16 protein-coding genes are annotated in these 19,674 nt (G+C 70.8%); 7 read left to right on the top strand and 9 right to left on the bottom strand.

What is annotated here, in order from left to right:
• Positions 1 to 22: 22 nt before the first annotated feature.
• Positions 23 to 520 (bottom strand): MarR family winged helix-turn-helix transcriptional regulator, encoded by a 498-nt coding sequence (locus LV75_RS03695; RefSeq protein WP_253885189.1) that lies wholly within the window; start codon positions 518 to 520, stop codon positions 23 to 25.
• A 106-nt stretch (positions 521 to 626) separates the two neighbouring features.
• Here LV75_RS03695 and LV75_RS03690 point away from each other — a divergent pair, with 106 nt between their 5' ends.
• Positions 627 to 1,001, top strand: coding sequence for a DoxX family protein (locus LV75_RS03690; protein WP_253885188.1), 375 nt, complete (start codon positions 627 to 629; stop codon positions 999 to 1,001).
• Between the two features lie 10 nt (positions 1,002 to 1,011).
• Here LV75_RS03690 and LV75_RS03685 read toward each other — a convergent pair whose 3' ends face one another.
• Positions 1,012 to 1,911 carry an RNA polymerase sigma-70 factor gene (locus tag LV75_RS03685; protein WP_253885187.1) on the bottom strand — a complete coding sequence of 300 codons (900 nt, stop codon included), beginning with the start codon at positions 1,909 to 1,911 and terminating at the stop codon, positions 1,012 to 1,014.
• Between the two features lie 149 nt (positions 1,912 to 2,060).
• Here LV75_RS03685 and LV75_RS03680 point away from each other — a divergent pair, with 149 nt between their 5' ends.
• Positions 2,061 to 2,540, top strand: coding sequence for a carboxymuconolactone decarboxylase family protein (locus LV75_RS03680; protein ID WP_253885186.1), 480 nt, complete (start codon positions 2,061 to 2,063; stop codon positions 2,538 to 2,540).
• A gap of 566 nt (positions 2,541 to 3,106) precedes the next feature.
• Here LV75_RS03680 and LV75_RS03675 read toward each other — a convergent pair.
• Together LV75_RS03675 and LV75_RS03670 are read right to left on the bottom strand one after the other, a co-directional pair.
• Positions 3,107 to 4,309, bottom strand: coding sequence for a glycosyltransferase (locus LV75_RS03675; protein ID WP_253885185.1), 1,203 nt, complete (start codon positions 4,307 to 4,309; stop codon positions 3,107 to 3,109).
• 163 nt (positions 4,310 to 4,472) lie between these two features.
• On the bottom strand, positions 4,473 to 5,762 hold the full coding sequence (locus tag LV75_RS03670) for an NlpC/P60 family protein (protein WP_372504128.1): 1,290 nt from the start codon (positions 5,760 to 5,762) through the stop codon (positions 4,473 to 4,475).
• Between the two features lie 231 nt (positions 5,763 to 5,993).
• Between LV75_RS03670 and LV75_RS03665 the strand changes: the two genes are divergently transcribed.
• Both LV75_RS03665 and LV75_RS03660 read left to right on the top strand, forming a co-directional pair.
• The gene (locus LV75_RS03665) at positions 5,994 to 6,473 is read left to right on the top strand and encodes a hypothetical protein (RefSeq protein WP_253885184.1); all 480 of its coding nucleotides are present in this window, start codon (positions 5,994 to 5,996) and stop codon (positions 6,471 to 6,473) included.
• Complete coding sequence (locus LV75_RS03660; protein WP_253885183.1) at positions 6,470 to 7,906, top strand: flagellar basal body protein FliL; 1,437 nt, start codon at positions 6,470 to 6,472, stop codon at positions 7,904 to 7,906. The genes LV75_RS03665 and LV75_RS03660 overlap by 4 nt, the downstream gene beginning before the upstream one ends.
• A 570-nt stretch (positions 7,907 to 8,476) precedes the next feature.
• On the opposite strand, the gene LV75_RS03655 is transcribed toward LV75_RS03660, so the two are convergent.
• Positions 8,477 to 8,830: a VOC family protein gene (locus LV75_RS03655; RefSeq protein WP_253885182.1), complete on the bottom strand. Its 354-nt coding sequence runs from the start codon at positions 8,828 to 8,830 to the stop codon at positions 8,477 to 8,479.
• A gap of 150 nt (positions 8,831 to 8,980) precedes the next feature.
• Here LV75_RS03655 and LV75_RS03650 point away from each other — a divergent pair, with 150 nt between their 5' ends.
• Positions 8,981 to 11,827, top strand: a complete 2,847-nt coding sequence (locus tag LV75_RS03650; protein ID WP_253885181.1) for an aconitate hydratase — start codon at positions 8,981 to 8,983, stop codon at positions 11,825 to 11,827.
• Between the two features lie 1,554 nt (positions 11,828 to 13,381).
• Here LV75_RS03650 and egtD read toward each other — a convergent pair.
• From egtD to egtA, 4 genes are read right to left on the bottom strand one after another with little or no spacing between them, the layout of a single operon-like run.
• Positions 13,382 to 14,362 carry an L-histidine N(alpha)-methyltransferase gene (gene egtD, locus LV75_RS03645; RefSeq protein WP_253885180.1) on the bottom strand — a complete coding sequence of 327 codons (981 nt, stop codon included), beginning with the start codon at positions 14,360 to 14,362 and terminating at the stop codon, positions 13,382 to 13,384.
• Positions 14,343 to 15,128, bottom strand: coding sequence for an ergothioneine biosynthesis protein EgtC (egtC, locus tag LV75_RS03640; protein ID WP_253885179.1), 786 nt, complete (start codon positions 15,126 to 15,128; stop codon positions 14,343 to 14,345). The genes egtD and egtC overlap by 20 nt, the downstream gene beginning before the upstream one ends.
• A 4-nt stretch (positions 15,129 to 15,132) precedes the next feature.
• Entirely contained in the window at positions 15,133 to 16,476 is a 1,344-nt protein-coding gene (egtB, locus tag LV75_RS03635) for an ergothioneine biosynthesis protein EgtB (protein ID WP_372504127.1), read from the bottom strand.
• Positions 16,473 to 17,669 carry an ergothioneine biosynthesis glutamate--cysteine ligase EgtA gene (gene egtA / locus LV75_RS03630; protein ID WP_253885178.1) on the bottom strand — a complete coding sequence of 399 codons (1,197 nt, stop codon included), beginning with the start codon at positions 17,667 to 17,669 and terminating at the stop codon, positions 16,473 to 16,475. The genes egtB and egtA overlap by 4 nt, the downstream gene beginning before the upstream one ends.
• 217 nt (positions 17,670 to 17,886) lie before the next feature.
• On the opposite strand from egtA, the gene LV75_RS03625 reads away from it, so the two are divergent.
• Both LV75_RS03625 and LV75_RS03620 read left to right on the top strand, forming a co-directional pair.
• Positions 17,887 to 18,489 carry a TetR/AcrR family transcriptional regulator gene (locus LV75_RS03625; protein WP_253885177.1) on the top strand — a complete coding sequence of 201 codons (603 nt, stop codon included), beginning with the start codon at positions 17,887 to 17,889 and terminating at the stop codon, positions 18,487 to 18,489.
• An 11-nt stretch (positions 18,490 to 18,500) separates the two neighbouring features.
• A complete protein-coding gene (locus tag LV75_RS03620; RefSeq protein ID WP_253885176.1) occupies positions 18,501 to 19,673 on the top strand; it encodes an MFS transporter in 1,173 nt (390 codons plus the stop codon).
• The last annotated feature ends 1 nt before the right edge of the window (position 19,674 follow it).

Raw genomic sequence — 19,674 nt, 5'->3', positions numbered from 1 at the left:
CCACCGACTGGAGACTCAAGTCCTATTTACCGGCCTGCGGACGGCCGGGCGCGTAGCAGTCCGGGTCGATGGCGCGCATGATCCGGCCGCCGATGCCGGTCAACTGCCGGACCTGGGCCTTGCTCAACGGGTCGAAGACGAACTCGCGCACCGCCCGCACGTGCCCCGGCGCGGCCTCGACGACCTTGTCCCAGCCGTCGTCGGTGAGCACGGCCAGCGTGTAGCGGCCGTCGGCGGGGTCGGGGGTGCGGCGCACCCACCCGCGCTTCTCCAGGCGCCCGACCACCTGGGACAGTCGCGAGAGCGACCCGTCGGCGGCCGAGGCGAGGTCGCTCATCCGCAGGGTGCGCTCGGGCGCCTCCGACAGCGCCGCCATCGCCGCGTACTCGAAGTGGCTGACGCCCGCGTCGCGCTGCAACCGGGCGTCGAGCACCGCGGGCAACCGCACCAGCACGCTGGCGAACGCGACCCACGCCCGCCACTCCCCCTCGTCGAGCCAAGGCGGCTCCTCCGTTGCCATGGCCACGAGTATAGCCGCGCGGCTACCGCCCGATGACTTGAAGCGTGAAGTCAACAGGGCTACGGTTCACTCAACAGTTGAAGTCATCTGAGAGGGTGCCACCGCCATGGACGTGCTGTTGTGGATCATCGCGAGCGTGCTCGCCGTCGCGTTCCTGGCCGCGGGGGCGTTCAAGCTCAGCCAGCCGAAGGCGAAGTTGGCCGCGGCGGGGATGGGCTGGACCGAGGACTACAGCGCCAGGACGATCAAACTCATCGCCGGGCTGGAGGTCCTCGCCGCGCTCGGGCTGGTCCTGCCGCCCGCACTCGACATCGCCCCGGTGCTGGCCCCGCTGGCCGCGATCGGACTGGTGCTGGTCATGGCGGGCGCGGCGGTCGTGCACGCGCGCCGCAAGGAGTCGCAGCTGCTGGTCGTGAACGTCGTGCTGCTGGCGCTGGCCGCCTTCGTGGCCTGGGGTCGACTCGGTCCGTACTCCTTTTAGGACCTTCGACTCAGAACCCTGGGAGAGCTCGACTCAAGGTCGTCTCGTGGTCCATGTGGGACAGTTTGCCGGGGTTGCGCACGGCGTAGAGCCCGGTGATGCGGCCGTCCGCCACGCGCACCGCGACGACCGTGTCGACCTGACCGTCGATGTGGAGGACCAGCGCCGGGAAACCGTTGACCTGGGCCGAGTTCAGCGATGTCGCGCCGATGACCTTGCGCAACCCGCCCACCAGCAGACGGGCGACCTTGTCCGCGCCCACGACCGGTCGCGCGATGGCCTGCTTGACTCCGCCGCCGTCGCCCAGCAGGACCACGTCCGGCGCTAGGACGTCGAGCAGGCCCTGCAGGTCGCCGGTCTCGGCCGCCCGCTTGAACGCCGCGAGCGCCGCGCGGGTCGCGTCGGCGGAGACGACCCCGCGCGGCCTGCGCGCCGCCACGTGCGCCCGCGCCCGGTGCGCGATCTGGCGGACCGCGGCCGGTGTCTTGTCGACCGCCGCGGCGACCTCGTCGTAGTCCACGGCGAACACCTCGCGCAGCACGAACACCGCCCGCTCGGTCGGCGTGAGGGTCTCCAGAACGAGCAGAACCGCCATCGACACGCTGTCGGCCAACTCGACGTCCTCGGCCACGTCCGGCGCGGTCAGCAGCGGCTCGGGCAACCACGACCCGATGTAGGTCTCCTTGCGGCGGCCGAGCACGCGCAACCGGGTGAGCGCCTGCCGGGTGGTGATCCGCACCAGGTACGCCCGCCGGTCCCGCACCTCGTCGAGGTCGACGCCCACCCACCGCAACCAGGTCTCCTGCAGCACGTCCTCCGCGTCCGCCGCCGAGCCGAGCATCTCGTAGGCGACGGTGAACAGCAGGTTCCGGTGCGCTGTGAACGCCTCGGTCGCGGGGTCTTCAGGCACGGGCCGCTCCTCTCGGGTCGCGCACTAGACGTCCGCGGCGGTGGTTCTGTGACTGTGCCGGTGCTCACGCGGGCGGGGTGTCACAGGCCCGGCGCCACCGGCATCCCATGGTCGTCCCGTTGCGGCTCGACGAGTGAGGAACCCACATCATGCGCTTCAACCTGTTCGAGAACGAGATCGCGGGCAAGTTCGCCAAGCGGTTCGCCAACGCGGCCCTGGTGGTCCACCAGTCACCGCTGCCACGGTCGACCCAGGAGTTGGTGTCCCTGCGCGCCAGCCAGATCAACGGCTGCGGCTGGTGCATCGACATGCACACCAAGGAAGCCACCGCCGCGGGCGAGACCCCGGTGCGGCTGAACCTGGTCGCCGCGTGGCGCGAGTCCACCGTGTTCACCGACGCGGAACGAGCGGCCCTCGCCCTGACCGAGGAAGGCACCCGCCTAGCCGACGCCAGCCCCGGCGTCTCCGACGAAACCTGGACCACTGCCCGCACCCACTACGACGACAACCAAATCGCCGCCCTGGTCTGCCTAATAGCCCTGATCAACGCAGCGAATCGCCTCGCCGTAATCGTGCACCAACGCGGCGGCTCCTACGAACCCGGCATGTTCACCGCGGCGGTCGGCTGAGCGGGCACTCGCCCCTAGTCCGCTGGGACTCATTGCGGCGCTCGTCCTCGGTGCCCGCTTCTGACGCACGGGACTCGGGACTCGGGACTCGGCGCTCCACGCTCCCGCGCTCGGGCTCGGGCACTCGGCGCGCGGGGCGCGGGGCGCGGGGCGCGGGGCGCGGCATTCGAGGCTCAGTTCAGGCTCGACACCCGGTCCTCGTCCCCTTCGAGGCTCAGTTCAGGCTCGACACCCGGTCCTCGTCCCCGACGCTTGCCCCTTCGCCAGGCGCCTGTTCCCAGCGCCTTCCTCCCCAACCGGGTGAATCTCCACCCAACGCCCCCGGTTTCCCCAGGTCGCACTTATCCACAACCCCCATCCCCGTCCACAGAAATCCGCCACCCCCCTTCCCACCCGCCACACCGGATAGACTGGCACCGGGGACGCCCCCCGTGGTGTGGTGGGGGGCGGGAGCGCACGGGGAGGGCCTCCGGAACGGCGGGGTGTCGTGACGGGGAGGGCCACCGGGAGTGGGCGGTTCTGAGTCGTGGGGGCGGGTGGTGCCCGCCCCCACGACAAAAGGCCAGCTACACGCCGTCGACGAGGAGTTGGGCGGCGATTGTCGCGCCGTCGGTTCGGATAGTTCGTGCTACGGCGGCTGCTCGGTCCCGGACGCCGGGTGCCAAGGCAGCGGCGAGTGCGGCCGACAACGACTCGACTGTCGGTGTTGGGCCGTCGTGTGCGACGCCGATGCCTAGCTCCGCTACTCGGGCCGCCCAGAACGGTTGGTCCGCGATCAGCGGGACCACCACCTGCGGCGCGCCTGCGACCGCGGCCGTGGTCGTGGTGCCCGCGCCCCCGTGGTGGACGACGGCGGCCACTCGGCGGAACAGGGCCTGGTGGTTGACCTCGCCGACCACGAAGCAGTCGTCGTCGATCGATGTCAGGCCCGCCCAGCCGCTGGCGAGGACGGTGCGGCGGCCTTGGGCGCGGCTGGCTTCGACGGCGATCCGGGCGATGTCCTTCGGGGCGTAGGCGGCCATGCTGCCGAAGCCGACGTACACCGGGGGTGGGCCCGCGGCCAGGAACGCCGCCAATCCCTCCGGCAGCGGACGGTCGTCGGGCAGGATCCACGGCCCCGTCTGCAGCAGGTCGAGATCCGTCATCCCCTCCGACGGGCACAGCGTCGCGTCCGCGGCCAGCCACGGCCGATCGGTGAAGACGTGGTCGCGGACGTTGTCGACCGCGGGCAAGCCGAGGGCGGCGCGATGGCTGTTGAGTGCCGGTCCGTACAAGTCGTTGACGCGTTGGGCGTCTTGTTGCCACAGGACGCGGTTGTCGGTTTCACCTTCCGGGGACGGCGTTCCCGGACGCATCCCCGGCGCGAAATGCCGCGACGGCAAGCCAAATGTGTGGAAGCACGCGTACACGTACCGGATTCCCAGGTTCTCGGCCACATCCCGCGCCCCGGCGGGCATCAACCCGGTCGCCACCACCACGTCACTCCCCTTGGCGACCGCGCCGAGCACCTCGAACCGGGCGGCCACCAGAGCGGGGGCGAGGTGGAACGCGTCCTTCGCCGTCGGGGGTTTCGGGTTTGCCACCACCGAGCGGACGGTCGGCCCCAACGGCACCAGCGGCACACCGATCCGCCCGAGCAACACCGAGAAATCCTCATCCGGCGGCGCGCACACCGACACCTCCGCCCCGAGTTCCCGCAGCGCCACCGCGAGCCCCACCAGCGGTTCGACGTCCCCGCGCGATCCCCACGTCGTCAACACCACACGCACTTTGTGAATCCCCATTTCCCCAGGTCCTGGCTTCAGGTGGGCAAGTGTGGGGTACACCGGGGGCCTTGCCGCAAGCCCCCCGGTCCGCTATAAGTTGAAGGGGGCGGGGAAATGGGGATTCCGCCCATCCACTCTGGACAAACAAGCAACCCGAGTGCGGGGATCAGATGAGGCGCGTCGCGTAAGAGACGATGCCGCCGTAGCGGACGGGCGCGATGCGCACGACGGAGCCGGAGTACGGGGCTTCCACCATCTGGCCGTCACCGATGTAGAGCGCCACGTGGTGGATGCGGCCGTCGGTGGACCAGAACAGCATGTCGCCGGGGGCCATTTGCGACAGCGGCACCTGACGACCCGCGCTGGCCTGGTAACCGCTGTAGTGCGGCAGGCTCACGCCGACCCCCGCGAAGGCGTAGATCATCAGGCCGGAGCAGTCGAAGCCGACTTTCGCGTAATCGCCGAAGGAGTCGGCGACGCCGCCGTCGCGGATGCCCCGGGTCGGACCCCTGCCGTTGCCGCCGCCCCACGCGTACTCCACGCCGAGTTGCGACAGTGCTCGTTCGATCACGGTGCGCGCACTTCCGGCCGCGGGCGCCGCGGCGGGACGGCCACTGGCGGCGCGGCGGGCGTTCTCCTCGTCCTCGCGCTGCTTGGCCGCCAACCACCGCTGGTAGCGGTCGCGCTGGCTCTCCAGACCGCCCACTTCGGCCTGTGCCGCTTCCAACTGCCGCTCGAAAGACGTCCGGTCCGCCAACAACTGCTGCGACCGGGCGAGTTGGTCCTGCTGGGCGCGTTGCGCGGCCGCGGTGGCCTCATCGGCGACGCGCTTGGCTTCCTCGGCCTCCGATTGCCGCTGGGTGGCGACCTTCAACGCCGCGCGAGCGCGCGAATCGGCGTTGGCCTTCTGGGTCCGGGCCCGCTCCATGTGTTCGAGCGCGTCGAGCTCGCTGCCACTGACGGCGTTGAGCAGGTGCGCGCGCTCCAACAGGTCCTCGGGGCTCTTGGCGCCCAGGTACGCGGTGAGCGAACCGACGGTCGTGCCCTGTTTGTAGCTACCGGCGGCGAAATCGTCGAGTTGCTGACGGGCGTCGCCGACGGCTTGGTCCGCACCGGATGCCTCGCGGCGGGCGGCGTCGGCGTCCGACCGGGCCTTGGTCGCCGCCTCCTCGGCCGCGGTCAGGTCGACCAGCGCCTTGTTGGCGTCCTCCAGTTTCGCCTCGACCTCGGCCTGCAACCGCATCAACCGCGATTCGGCCTCGGCGAGCTGGTTGGTCAGCCGACCGACCTCGCCCGCCTTGTCCTTGGCCACGGCGCGGCTCTGGTCCAGCTCGGCGTCGCTGGGGTTGGGCGGCGGGGGCGGGACGGCGGCCGCGACCGCCGTCGAGGTCATCGCCGAGACGAGGGCGACCGAGGTGACCACCAGCCCGAGCGAGAGCGTCCGTCGTACGGCCACCGTTGGATCCTCCCTGCCCGCGGGGCGGCGTCCCCCCGCCCGTGCTGCCCCCGACTGTGCCACTTGGGACACTCACCAACCAGCCGTACCAGCAGAAACATCGTCCTCGGGGACATCACCGCGGCCGGATTCCACGCTGTGTGCACGACGACGGTCGAAAGAGGACGGTCGCACCCACTCGAACGAGGGGGATGTAACCCGGCCGGGAGGTGGGGTGCGAGCATGGTGGGCGTGTCCGAACGGAACTCCCGCGCGCTGCGCACCGCGTTGCCCGCCGCGCTGACCGCGGTCGGGCTGGTGCTCGTGGCCGTCGGGATGTTCCTGCCGTGGTTCCGCTCCGGCGCCGTGCTGCGCGACAGCTTCCAGGCGATCGGTGTCATCACCACCCTGGGGTTCCTCGACGGGACGGCGCTGGAGCTGCTGCTCTACGCCTGGTACGGGGTCGTCCCGGCGATCACGCTGAGCATCGTGTTGTACGCGCTCGGTTTCCGCGTGGGCGCCGCAACGATCGGGGCCTTCCTGGCGATAGTCACTGGAACCGTTTCCGGTGGTGCGACCGTCGAAAGCGGTGGTGGTGGCAGCACACTCGGCATCGCGGCGACCGGACCGACGACAACGCTCATCGGCTCGGCGCTCGCCGTGCTGGGCGCGGTCGGCATCGTGGTGAACGTGCGCAGAGGCGCGAGCAGGATCGCAGGAGGGGAACCGTGACGTATCCACCCGGAGGCGGCGGCCAATGGCAGCCGAACGACCCGTACCAGCAGCAAGGGGGTCCGGGTAGCGGCGGCTTCCCAGCCCAGCAGCAGCCCGGTTACCCGCAGCAGGGGCAGCCGCAGCAGCCCCAGGGCGGCTTCCCGCAGACCAACCCGCAGGGGTTCCAGTTCCCGCAGCAGCCCTACGGCGGCGGGCAGTACGGCTACCCGGTGCCGCCGGAGGCGCCGAAGAAGCGCAAGGGTCTGATCATCGGCGTGGTCGTCGCCGTGCTCGCGGTCGCCGCGGGTGCCGGTGTGACGGTGTGGGCGCTCAACCGCGGCAGCACCCAGGCCGGCGCCGAGAGCCCGACCGCCGCGGCGACCAACCTGGTCAACGCGATCGGCAAGGGTGACGTCGCGGGTCTGCTCACCGGTTTAGCACCGGCCGAGCGCGACCTCATGACGACGCTGAACTCGGAGACGACCAAGGAACTGCAGCGGCTCAACGTCTACAAGAAGGACGTCGACCCGAACCAGATCAACGGCTTCGAGCTCAAGACCGAGAACCTGAAGTTCGACGAGGCGGGTGCGGAGAAGGTCAACGACCACCTGACCATCACCAAGCTGGTCGGCGGCAAGGTCACCATCAGCTCGGACTCCAGCAAGCTGCCGCTGACCGAGGAGTTCATCGACCTCGCGTTCCCGCGCGGGATGACCGACGCCCCGCAGACGCAGACCTTCGACGTGGCCGAGCTGGTCAAGGAGAACAAGGGCGAGCCGATCCGGATCGCCACCGTCAAGGTCGAGGACGAGTGGTACCCGAGCCTGTTCTACACCGTCGCGGACTACGCGCTGGCCAGCGAGAAGCTGGAGTGGCCGAAGCAGGGCATCCCGGCGCGCGGGGCGGCCTCGCCCGGTGACGCGGTGCGCGAGCTGGCCGAGGCCTCGGTCAACGCGGACCTGTCGCGGGTGATCGAGCTGCTGCCGCCGGACGAGATGGCCGTGCTGCACGACGTGGGCCCGGTGCTGGTGGACGCCGCGGGCAAGCAGAAGTCCACCGGCGTGAAGATCAAGAAGCTGGAGACCGAGACCCAGGACGTCGAGGGCGCGACCAAGGTCCTGCTCAAGGAGCTCGAGGTCCAGGCGGACGGCCAGACCGTCAAGGTCACCAAGGACGGCGAGTGCTACGCCGCCGAGGTCGAGGGCGAGCGCGAGCAGATCTGCGCCGACGACCTGGCCACCAAGATCGGCGGCAAGAAGATGGACGCCGGTGCCAAGCAGGCGCTGACCAACCTGGTCAAGGGCATGATCGCCAACACCGGCGTGGTCACCACCGAGGTCGACGGCAAGTGGTACGTCAGCCCGATCCGCTCGGTCACCGACCTGCAGATCACGGCGCTGAAGAGCTTGCAGCCTGAGGACATCAAGGCGCTGCTCAAGCTCGCCAAGTAGTTCCCCGCGCGTTTCCGAGGGCCCGCTCCCCGTGGTTCGGGGGCGGGCCCTCGGCATGTCCCCGCCTGGTCGTCGACGCCCTGACCAGGTACGACTCCGCGCCAGCGAGCCAGCGCGGTGGGCGCTCCTCCCCAGCTAGCCCCACCGCCTGCGAGCCCTCTCCGCCGCGACATGCAGCTCCTCGCGACGCACGAGTCCCCCCGCCACGTCCACCATGCGAGACGCCTCACCCGCGCGTCGCTCTCACTCACCGCCAGCACCTCACGACGCGCGGTTTCCGCCGCCCACTCGGCGCGCATTGCCCTGACCCCACGACGCGCGTTCCTCCGCCCAACACCAGGTCGCCCACCGCTCGCCGCACCCTGAGCGAGCCGCCCAGTGCCCGTCGCCCGCTCGCGAGTTATCCACAACGCCTGAGTTATCCACAGATTTTCGAGGCGGCCGTTTTCGCAGGCCAGAACCGGTAGACTGGCATCGGGGACGCCCCCCGGAGAGGGTGGGGGCTGGGGCGGCGCCGGGGGTGGTCGCCGTGGGGTGAGAAATGGGGGGTGACCTGCGGGTTTGCGGGGATCAGGGGGCTAGGAACTCCAGGCGGTTGCCGTGGGGGTCGGCGGTGTGGAAGCGGGGGCGGCCGGGGATTTCGGCTGGGTCGGCCCAGTGGACGGGGCTGCCCGCGGCGACGAGCACCGCGGCCAGGGCGGCGACGTCGGCGGTGAAGGCGGGGTGGGCTTTGCGGGCGGGGCGGAAGTCGGCTTCTACGCCGATGTGGAGTTCGCCGCCGTCGGGGATGGTGAACCAGCAGCCGCCCCGGGCCGCCAGCAGTGGGGGTTTGGGCAGCTCGGGCCAGCCCAGGACGCCGGCGTAGAAGGCCCGGGCCGCGGCCTCGCCGCCGGGTGGGCAGGCGAGCTGGACGTGATGGATCACATCGTCCTCCTTCGGTGCGCCCCCTTGAAGCGCTATACAGGACAAGCGTACTGTTTGAAGGGTGAGGCCGTCGCTGCGTCCCCCAGCGGGGTGCGCGAGACTCACCGTCGAGTAACCCGGACTGACTTTGCGCCGCCACTGGAGTTGGACGTGACCACACCGAGTAAGGACAGCTTCGGCGCCCGCGCCACGCTGAAGGTCGGGGACGCCTCGTACGAGGTGTTCCGGCTGGACGCGGTGGAGGGTGCCGAGCGCCTGCCGTACAGCCTGAAGATCCTGCTGGAGAACCTGCTGCGCACCGAGGACGGTGCGAACATCACCGCCGAGCACGTGCGCGCCCTCGCCTCGTGGGACCCCTCGGCCGAGCCGTCGACGGAGATCCAGTTCACCCCCGGCCGCGTCGTGATGCAGGACTTCACCGGCGTGCCCTGCGTGGTCGACCTGGCCACCATGCGCGAGGCCGTCACCCAGCTGGGCGGTGACCCGGACAAGGTCAACCCGCTCGCCCCGGCCGAGCTGGTCATCGACCACTCGGTGATCGCCGACATCTTCGGCCGCCCGGACGCCTTCGAGCGCAACGTGGACCTGGAGTACGAGCGCAACAAGGAGCGCTACCAGTTCCTGCGCTGGGGCCAGAGCGCGTTCGACGAGTTCAAGGTCGTCCCGCCGGGCACCGGCATCGTGCACCAGGTCAACATCGAGCACTTGGCGCGCGTGGTCATGGTCCGCGAGGTGCCCGCCGGCACGGGAGGCCGTGTCAGCCAGGCCTACCCGGACACCCTGGTCGGCACCGACTCGCACACCACCATGGTCAACGGCCTTGGCGTGCTGGGCTGGGGCGTCGGCGGCATCGAGGCCGAGGCCGCGATGCTGGGCCAGCCGGTGTCGATGCTGATCCCGCGCGTGGTCGGCTTCAAGCTGCACGGCGAGCTGCCCGCGGGCGCCACCGCGACCGACCTGGTGCTCACGATCACCGAGCTGCTGCGCAAGCAGGGCGTGGTCGGCAAGTTCGTCGAGTTCTACGGCTCGGGCGTCACCGCGGTCCCGCTGGCCAACCGGGCCACCATCGGCAACATGAGCCCGGAGTTCGGCTCGACCGCGGCGATCTTCCCGATCGACGCCGAGACGATCGACTACCTGCGCTTCACCGGTCGCTCCGAGGAGCAGGTGGCGCTGGTCGAGGCGTACGCCAAGGAGCAGGGCCTCTGGCACGACCCGTCCGTCGAGCCGGTCTACTCCGAGACCCTCGAGCTGGACCTGGCGACCGTGGTGCCCTCCATCGCGGGCCCCAAGCGCCCCCAGGACCGCATCGAGCTCACCGACGCCAAGAGCGCGTTCCGCGCGGCGCTGGGCACCTACACCACCGACGTGGCCACCTCCGCGGTCGACGAGGCGGGCGAGGAGTCCTTCCCGGCCAGCGACGCGCCCGCGGTCAGCGGCGGCAACGGCTCCGGCGAGCCCTTCGACTACCACTCGGCCGCGCGCGGCGCCGGGGGTCGGGCCAGCAGGCCGACCAAGGTCACCCTCGACGGCGTGGACTTCGAGCTCGACCACGGCGCGGTGGCCATCGCGGCGATCACCTCGTGCACCAACACGTCGAACCCGTCGGTGATGATCGGCGCGGCGCTGCTGGCGAAGAAGGCCGTCGAGCGCGGCCTGTCGCGCAAGCCGTGGGTGAAGACCACGCTGGCGCCGGGGTCCAAGGTCGTCATGGACTACTACGACCGCGCGGGCCTGACCCCGTACCTGGACAAGCTGGGCTTCAACCTGGTCGGCTACGGCTGCACCACCTGCATCGGCAACTCCGGTCCGCTGCAGGACGAGATCTCCGCGGGCGTGCAGTCCGCCGACCTGGCCGTGGTGTCGGTGCTCTCGGGCAACCGGAACTTCGAGGGCCGGATCAACCCGGACATCAAGATGAACTACCTGGCGTCGCCGCCGCTGGTGGTCGCCTACGCGCTGGCCGGGTCGATGGACATCGACATCACCACCGAGCCGCTGGGCACGGGTTCCGACGGTGAGCCGGTGTTCCTCACCGACATCTGGCCCTCGCCGCAGGAGATCGCCGACGTGATCGCCTCCGCGCTGTCGGCGGAGAGCTTCGCGGGCAGCTACGCCGACGTGTTCGCCGGTGACGAGCGGTGGCGCTCGCTGCCGACGCCGACCGGCAACGTGTTCGAGTGGGACCCGCAGTCCACCTACGTGCGCAAGCCCCCGTACTTCGAGGGCATGGCGATGGAGCCGTCGCCGGTCACCGACATCCGCGGTGCCCGCGTGCTGGCCCTGCTGGGCGACTCGGTCACCACCGACCACATCTCCCCCGCCGGTGCGATCAAGCAGGACACCCCCGCGGGCCAGTACCTCACCGAGCACGGTGTGGAGCGCAAGGACTTCAACTCCTACGGCTCCCGGCGCGGCAACCACGAGGTGATGATCCGCGGCACCTTCGCCAACATCCGGCTGCGCAACCTGCTGCTGGCGGCCGAGAACGACGGCCAGGGCGTGCAGGGCGGCTACACCCGCGACTTCACCCGCGGCGGCGAGCAGGCGTTCATCTACGACGCCGCGCAGAACTACGCTGCCGAGGACACCCCGCTGGTCGTGCTGGCGGGCAAGGAGTACGGCTCCGGCTCCTCGCGCGACTGGGCGGCCAAGGGCACCTCGCTGCTGGGCGTGCGGGCGGTCATCGCCGAGTCGTTCGAGCGCATCCACCGGTCGAACCTGATCGGCATGGGCGTGCTGCCGCTGCAGTTCCCCGAGGGCGAGACCGCGGAGTCGCTGGGCCTCAACGGCACCGAGCTGTTCCTGATCACCGGCGTCACCGCGCTCAACGACGGCAAGACGCCGCGCACGGTGAAGGTCTCCGCGGGCCGCGACGGCGAGGGCACCACGATCGACTTCGAGGCGGTCGTGCGCATCGACACCCCCGGCGAGGCCGACTACTACCGCAACGGCGGCATCATGCAGTACGTGCTGCGCAAGATGGTCAACAGCTGACCTGGTTCTCCTACAACGGGGGTCGCCTTCGGGCGGCCCCCGTTGTCGTCGGCAGGGCGCTCGAAGCCCGCCCGTGGCGTCGGCTATGGACCTTCATGACGCCGGAAGTGGCACAGCACCCTCGGCGGTAACCAGACTTCGCCGAATTCTTCGCGCACCAGCCGTTTTCCGCCGACGACGAAGCCGCTTCGCTTGCAGGCGAACAGCTAGAGCGGTCACTCCGAGCCGGGACTTGCCGTCCATCCTGGAAAGTTCCCGTTGGCGCGTCGGGTTTTCGCTGGCGTGCGGGAGTTCCCGGTGACGGAGTGAGAGTGGTCATACGGAGGTTAGCTCGATCGGCCCCTAAGTGACATCACGCTGTGTCAGGATGGTCTTGGGGGAACGAGGGATTGGGGGATCCTTTGCGAAACAGGAAAATCCATCTGGGTATCGCCGCGTTGGTCATCGCTGGATGCGTTGGCTCCATCACGGCGGGTGAGTCGACCGAGTGCGACCGGGAGTGGTTCAGTGTCGCGGGTGGCCTGTTGGCCGCGTGCCCCGACACCGGCCAGGCCGCCGAGGGGGTGTCGGCTCTGTCTTAAGTGGTCAGTAGGCCCAGGTGGGTCCGCCGGTAGTCGGGGCGGGCCCACCTGGGCTTTTCCAATATATCCAGGAAACCGCGCCGGGGCTCGGCCAAAGGTGGGGTGATCGGGAGTGTGGGTGCTACTCGGGTGGTCCGCGCCCGCGGTTGTCCACAACGTCTGCGGCTGTCCACAGGGCGCTGGTCGCCGCTCCCGGTTTGTCGGGCTGCGTCGATAGGCTGTATATCGGGGGCTCTTGATTCTGTTGATCTTGTAGGCCTGCCTGCGGTTGGTGGCCCACAACGGTTCTGAGACCGACCCCAGCCCACCCGGACACCTGGACGCAGCGGTGCCAACCCAACTGCCGTCAGGCCCGCCCCAACCCACCTGCTCAGCGCCTGGACACTCGAAACGGCCGGTGCCAACCCAGCCCGCCCTCGTCGACGCTGCCAACCCAGCGCCTGGACAGTCGGAGTCGCTGGTGCCAAGTGCTCGATGGGGTGGACCTGTTTTGTGTGGGGGGACGGCAGCCGTAGCGTTTGTGGGGGGCAGGGCCATTCTTTTCGGCCCCTGCTTTGCGGTCCTGCCACGGGTGTCGTAGGGGCCCCGCACAAAACAGGTCCACCCCATCGAGCAAAGCTCGAAAATCGCGGATCGGACGCCGAGGTCGCCGCCAGGCGACGAGGCCGTCCGAACCGGGTCGCGATGCCGCAGGCGAGCCGACCCGAAGGCACCGCACCCCCAGCCACGGCCTACGCCAAGATCAACCTGACCGAAAGCCCCCAAATACACAGCCTACCGAGACACACCGACAAACCGGGAGCAGCGAGCAGCAGCCTGTGGACAACCACCAGGGGGGCGGGCTGGCCCCGCCAGGTCCGAGTGGCCAGGGGCTGAGTCGACAAGGCCGACTCGGTGGGTAGGGCGGAGGGGAAAGGCCACGTCCTCGAAGGTGAGGGCGTGGCCTTTCCCGTTGGCCTTGGTCTGACCAGGGTTAGTCGGCGCGGGCCAAGGACAGGGCGAACCGGTTGGCTTCGTCGGTCCACCAGTGGGCTAGTTCGAAACCGGCGGCGCCCAGTTCGGTTGCTACCCGGTCTCGGCGGAACTTCGCCGAGATCTCGGTTCGGATCTCTTCCCCCTCGGCGAACTCGACGGCGAGTCCGAGCTCAGGAATGGTTGCCGTGAGGGCGCGGCGGGCGCGTAGCCGCATCTCGATCCACTCCTCGTCGGCGTTCCAGAGGGCTACGTGGGCGAAGTCGGCCGGGTCGAAGTTGGCGCCGAGTTCGCGGTTCAGCACGTGGAGCACGTTGCGGTTGAACTCCGCCGTCACGCCCTCGGCGTCGTCGTAGGCGCGGACCAGGGTGTTCTCGTCCTTCACCAGGTCGGTGCCCAGCAGCAGCCACTCCCCCGGCTTGAGCACCGCGCGGATCGCGTCGAGGAACTCCGCGCGCTCGGCGGGCAGGAAGTTGCCGATCGTGCCGCCGAGGAAGGCGACCAGGCGCGGGGGTTGGCCGGGGAGCAGGCCCAGGTGCTCGGTGAAGTCGCCGACCACACCGCTGACCTGGACGCCCCGGTACTCCACTGCCAGGGCTGATGCCGCGTCGCGCAGGGCGGTGGCGGAGACGTCCAGCGCGACGATGTGGGCGAGGGTGCCCGCCGAGCGCAGGGCGTCGAGCAGGAGCCGGGTCTTCTCCGAGGAGCCGGACCCGAGTTCCACCAGGGTGTGCGCGCCGGTGGCGGCGGCGATCTCGTCGGCGCGGGTGGCCAGGATCTCCCGCTCGGCCCTGGTCGGGTAGTACTCGGGCAGCCGGGTGATGCGCTCGAACAGCTCGCTGCCCCTGGCGTCGTAGAACCACTTGGGGGGCAGCGTCTTCGGGGTGGCGGTGAGCCCCTCGCGGGCGTCCTCGGCCAGCGCGCGGGCGGCGTGGTCCTCCGGCAGGTGCACTTCCACGGGATCAAGCCGGGAGTCGGTCATCTGCGTCCTTGTCTGCGCTGCCGAGCGCGCGCACGCGCACGGCGGGAGTCGGGGAGAGGGTGGCGGTGACCAGGCGGCGGTCCGCGACCTGGACCCACTCGGGGTCCGGCGACCACGGTTCCGAGGCCACCACGACGAAGTCGGGGCCGGTGAAGGTGGCCAGCGAGTGCCACCAGGTGGTGGCCGCGATGGTCACGCCGTCGGTGAGCATGAGGTTGAGCCGGGAGTCGGGGGCCGCGGCGGCCACGGCGGTGACCACCTCGGCGAGCGCGTCGTCCACCGGCGCGCCCGCGCGCAGCAGGCGGCGCACCATGGCCCACAGCACCGCGCTGTCGGTCGGCGCGTCCAGCGTCATCAGGTCCACTGTGGACAGATCGGCGGCGAGCGGGGCGATGCTGTCCGGCCAGCCGGTGACCCGACCGTTGTGGCTGAACAGCCAGCGCCCCTCGGCGAACGGCGCGCACGCGGTGTCCACGACCGGCATGCCGACCGTGGCCGAGCGCGCGGCCGCGAGCACCGCGCGGCTGCTGGTGCTCGCCGCGACCTGGGCGAACCCGGCGTCTGTCCACATCGGAACGGCCCGCCGGTAGCGCACCGGTGGGCCGTCGTCGTCGGGGTACCAGCCGACGCCGAAGCCGTCGGCGTTGACCGTGCCCCCGCCGCGCATGTCGGCGGGGGCCCAGGTTTGGCGCAGCAGCCCGCTCGGCCCGTCCAGCAGCCCGGCGATGGGCACGGCGGGACCCAGGTAGCCCAGGTGGCGGCACATGCGACTAGCGCGCCCCGGTCGCGTCGCGGGCGCACCGGAAGCCGGAGAAGATCTGCCGCCGGATCGGGTGGTCCCAGTTGCGGAAGGTGCCGCGCACGGCCGCCTTGTCCGTGCCGAAGGACCCGCCGCGCAGCATCTTGTAGTCGCCGCCGAAGAACACCTCGGAGTACTCCTGGTACGGGAACGCCGCGAACCCCGGGTACGGCTGGAAGTCCGAGTCGAGCCACTCCCAGACGTCCCCGATGAGCTGGCGCACCCCCAGCGGTGACGCGCCCCTGGGGTACGAGCCGACCGGCGCGGGCCGCAGGTGGCGCTGGCCGAGGTTGGCGTGCTCGACGCCGGGATCCTCGTCGCCCCAGGGGTAGCGGCGGGAGCGGCCGGTGGCCGGGTCGAACCTGGCCGCCTTCTCCCACTCCGGCTCGGTCGGCAACCGCTTGCCCGCCCACTTCGCGTACGCGGCCGCCTCGTGGAAGCACACGTGCACGACGGGCTCCTCGACCGGGACCTGTTCCACCACACCGAACCGCGTCCGGACCCACCGGTCGCCGTCCCGTTGCCAGAACCGGGGCGCGGTCAGGTTCGCCTTCTGCCGGTAGGCCCAACCGACCTCGCTCCACCAGGCGGGGTTGTCGTAGCCACCGGCGTCGATGAAGGTCAGGTAGTCGCCGTTGCTGACCGGGACGGTGTCGATGTAGTACGCGTCGACGTGCGTCTGGAACGCGGGGCGCTCGTTGTCCAGCGCCCACGGCTCGGTGGAGGTGCCCATGGTGAACTCCCCAGCGGGCACGAACACCTCACGAGCGCCTATAGGCGCGACTAAGGCGGGATCCGGGTCGGGCGCGTGCAGCACCGGGGCGCCTGTGCGCAGCTGGTGGGTGGCCAGCATGGTCTCGTCGTGCTGCTGCTCGTGCTGGACGATCATCCCGAAGGCGAACCCCTGGTCGACCAGCCGGGACCCGTGCAGCGGCACCCGCTCCAGCACGTCGAACACCTTGTCGCGCACCTCCCCCACGTAAGTGCGGGCCTCGGTGGGCGACAGCAGCGGCAGCGCGGGCCTGCTGGCCCTGGAGTGCTGGAAGGCGTCGTAGAGCTCGTCGATGTCGGAGCGGACCGGCTCGCGGCCGCCGACGTCGCGCACCAGCCAGAGCTCCTCCTGGTTGCCGATGTGCGCGAGGTCCCACACCAGCGGCGACATGAGCTTCGAGTGCTGGCGGACCAGGTCGTCGTCGTCGACCGCGTCGGTCAGCAGGGTGCTGCGGGCCCGTGAGCGCAGCAGCGCGTCGGCGACCCGTTCCCGGACGCGCTCGGTGTCGGTGTTGCTCCCCACGGGCAGATCTGTGCTGGTCACGACTTCCTCCCGTTCGTCGCTTCCGGTGCGTCCAGCGCCTCGCGCAGCGCCACCAGCCGGTCGGTGGCCTGCTCGGCGGGCAGGTGGAGTCCGGCCGCGGCCGGGATCCCCAGGTCGAGCACCCGCCGGGCGGCGAGCGCGAGGTCGGGGTCGGTCAGGCCGAGCCGGGCCGCGTCCAGCCACCGGTCGGCGACCGGCGCGCACACGTCCACCACGGCGTCCACCAGCGCCCGGTCGTCCATCAGCGCCACCAGCAGCGCGGCGGGGGCGATCCAGTCGTCGCCGTCCTGGGCGTCGAGGTAGCGGACCTCGAAGTAGCCGTGCGGGCGGATCGGCGGGAACAGCGTGGACATGTGGTAGTCGAGGTCGTCGAGCGAGGGCGGGTGCTCGAGCGCGCCGTCGACCCAGTCGGCGAAGGTGACCCCGTCCGGGGCGTCCCAGACCCCGTCCGGGCGCCGCACGCACAGCAGCGGGGCGTCGAGCACGTAGTCCGCCCAGGCCTGGGCGGGGTCGTCGGTGACCGGGACCGGTCGGGAGCGGCGCGGGTCGACGCCGAGCACGTGCAGCATCCGCGCCGACGCCCACCCGGTCGGCGCCCCGGCCAGGTCGGGCGAGTTGGCGAAGAGTCCGATCAGGACCGGGCCGAGCGCGTTGAGCGCGGCCCACCGGGTCGGCACGTCGGCCGCCTCGCCGACGTCGAGGCAGACCTGCAGGCCCGCGCTGGCGCACATCATGGTGATGCCGTGCGCGCCGATCGGGGCGAAGGCGCGCTCCATCGCCGCGTAGCGGGGGGTGTCGAGGACCCGGCGCGGGGAACGGTGGGCGTCGAGGCCGGTGCGGCCGAGGACGAGACCCGCGCGGTCGAGGAGTTCGGTGAGGTGGCGGTGGTCGGCCTGCACGGCGTCGACCACGGCGGCCAGGGTCGGTGCGGGGAGGGAGGAGATCTCCACCTGCCCGCCGGGTTCCAGGGTGACCGGGGAACCGGACGGCAGCGGCAGCCACGGGCTGTCCGCGCGCAGCGTGGTCGGGGCGTGGGGACCGAGCGCGGCGGCGAGGTGGTCGGGGTCGAGTCGCCGCCCGGGGTCGTCGCGGTGGTGCACGACCCACTCCAGCTCGACGCCCAGCAGACACGGCGGGCCGTGCTTGAAGCAGACCGAGGCGACGTAGGCCTCGGCCTCCACTCTGGCTCGCAACCGTCGGCGATCGGGCTCAACGGTGTGGCGCGAAGCGGACAAAGGGATCACTCCTTTCTTTCACGCCTTGCCGGAAAACGACGCTACACGCGGCCACCGACAGCCGCACGGACCCGCTGCGCCGAACGGGTCGGGCCGCGGCGGGCGTGATGTGCGCCGCGTACCCAAAACGTACGTACGGATTGCTTCGCCACCGGTCGACTGACACCATCGACGGGTGCCCAGGGTGAGCCAAGACCATCTCGACGCGCGACGGCGCCAGATCCTCGACGGGGCCCGGTCGTGCTTCGCCCGGCACGGGTACGAGGGGGCCACCGTTCGCAGGCTGGAAGAGGCTACCGGACTGTCCCGAGGAGCCATCTTCCACCACTTCCGCGACAAGGAGTCGCTTTTCCTCGCGTTGGCCGAGGACGACGTGCTGCGGATGACCGAGGTCGTCGCCGAACAGGGCCTGGTCCAGGTGATGCGGGAACTGCTCTCGACCACCCCCTCCGGTGGCGGCGGCGAGGCCCTCAACCCGGCCGACTGGCTGGGTACGAGGCTAGAGGTGTCGCGGCGGCTGCGCACCGACCTGGAATTCCGGTCCCGCTGGGCGGAACGGTCGCAGCAGTTGACCGTCGCCACGCGCGAGCGCCTGCTGCGCCAACGCGAGGCGGGCAACCTGCGTGACGATGTGGACGTCGAGGTGCTGACCGGCTTCCTGGAGCTGGTGCTGGAGGGCCTGGTGTCACACCTGGCCATGGGCCTGCCCGCCGACGACATGGACCCCGTGCTGGACCTGGTCGAAGAAACCGTTCGACGACACCGGCGCAGCAGCTAAAGAATCTCCCGATGCGCGCGTACGTGGCGTCAGCCGCTTTCGCCAGGATCGCCGACGAGATGGTCGCGGTGGCGGTCGTCCTGCTGGTCTTGGACCGGACGGGGAGTCCGGCGCTGGCGGGGGCGACGGTGACCGCGTACACGCTGCCCTCCATTGTGTCCGGACCGGTCGTGGGCGCGTGGCTGGACCGGATCGCGTACCGGCGGGCCGTGTTGGGGGCCGGTGGCGTCCTATTGGCGGCCACATGTGTCGGTTTGGTACTGACGGTCGGCAGGGTGCCGGTGCTGCCGTTCGTGCTCGCGGCTCTCACAGGACTCGCGTTGCCACTGACCAGCGGCGGGTACTCCAGCCTGATCCCCAAGTTGGTCCCGGCCGAACGACTGCCCAAGGCCAACGCGGTCGACGCGGCCACCTTCAACATCGGTGCCATCGCCGGGCCCGCGCTCGCCGGGACCGTGGCCGCGGTGGTCAACCCCGCGGCGGCGGTGTGGCTCATCGCGGTGTTGGCGCTGGCCGGTTCTGTGGGCACGTTGTTCCTGCCGTCGGTGCCCGGCGTGTCCCAGGTGGAACGCGCGTCGCTGCTGCGGACAGTCCGGGCGGGACTGGTCCACCTGGTCCAAACCCCTCCCCTGCGTGGCGCGACACTGACCACGGTGCTCGGGTACGGCTCGGTGGGGATCCTCGCGGTAGCCCTACCGCTGCGGATGCAGGAACTGGGCCAGGACCGCGCGGCGGCCGGGTACGTGTGGACCGCGATGGAGATCGGTTGCCTTATAGCGGTGGCCACCCTCGGCAGGTTCATCGCCGGTCCGCGCCCGGAGCTGACCGTTGTCGCCGCCACGGCCTCGTTCGGTGCCCTGATGTTCGCGTGGCCCGCCGTGGACAGTGTCACCTGGACGCTCATGCTCGCAGCGGTCGCCGGGCTCGCGGAGGGGTTGGCGCTACCGGCGATCATGGCGGTCCGGCAGCGGCACTCCCCCGCTGCTCTGCTCGCGCAGGTGTCGACGACGGGCGCCAGCCTCAAGATCGGCACCTACTCGCTCGGCGCAGCGGCGGGCGGCTGGCTCGTCCCGGCGGTCGGCCCGGGCACAGCGATCACCATCACCGCTGGGGCGCAGCTCGGCGCGGCGGCCTTGGGCGTGCTCGCCGGGGTGCGTCGAGCGCGGACCGCGCAAGTCCGCTGAA

The organism is Actinokineospora diospyrosa, assembly GCF_024171925.1.
In the GTDB taxonomy this organism is placed as follows: domain Bacteria; phylum Actinomycetota; class Actinomycetes; order Mycobacteriales; family Pseudonocardiaceae; genus Actinokineospora; species Actinokineospora diospyrosa.
This window is presented reverse-complemented; position numbering and strand designations above follow the sequence as displayed.

What these genes read in the sequence shown, in the direction of transcription:
- LV75_RS03620 (WP_253885176.1), top strand. Translation starts at nt 18,501, where the DNA reads ATGCGCGCGTACGTGGCGTCAGCCGCTTTCGCCAGGATCGCCGACGAG.
- egtC (WP_253885179.1), bottom strand. Translation starts at nt 15,128, where the DNA reads ATGTGCCGCCACCTGGGCTACCTGGGTCCCGCCGTGCCCATCGCCGGG.
- LV75_RS03695 (WP_253885189.1), bottom strand. Translation starts at nt 520, where the DNA reads ATGGCAACGGAGGAGCCGCCTTGGCTCGACGAGGGGGAGTGGCGGGCG.
- LV75_RS03690 (WP_253885188.1), top strand. Translation starts at nt 627, where the DNA reads ATGGACGTGCTGTTGTGGATCATCGCGAGCGTGCTCGCCGTCGCGTTC.
- egtD (WP_253885180.1), bottom strand. Translation starts at nt 14,362, where the DNA reads ATGACCGACTCCCGGCTTGATCCCGTGGAAGTGCACCTGCCGGAGGAC.
- LV75_RS03680 (WP_253885186.1), top strand. Translation starts at nt 2,061, where the DNA reads ATGCGCTTCAACCTGTTCGAGAACGAGATCGCGGGCAAGTTCGCCAAG.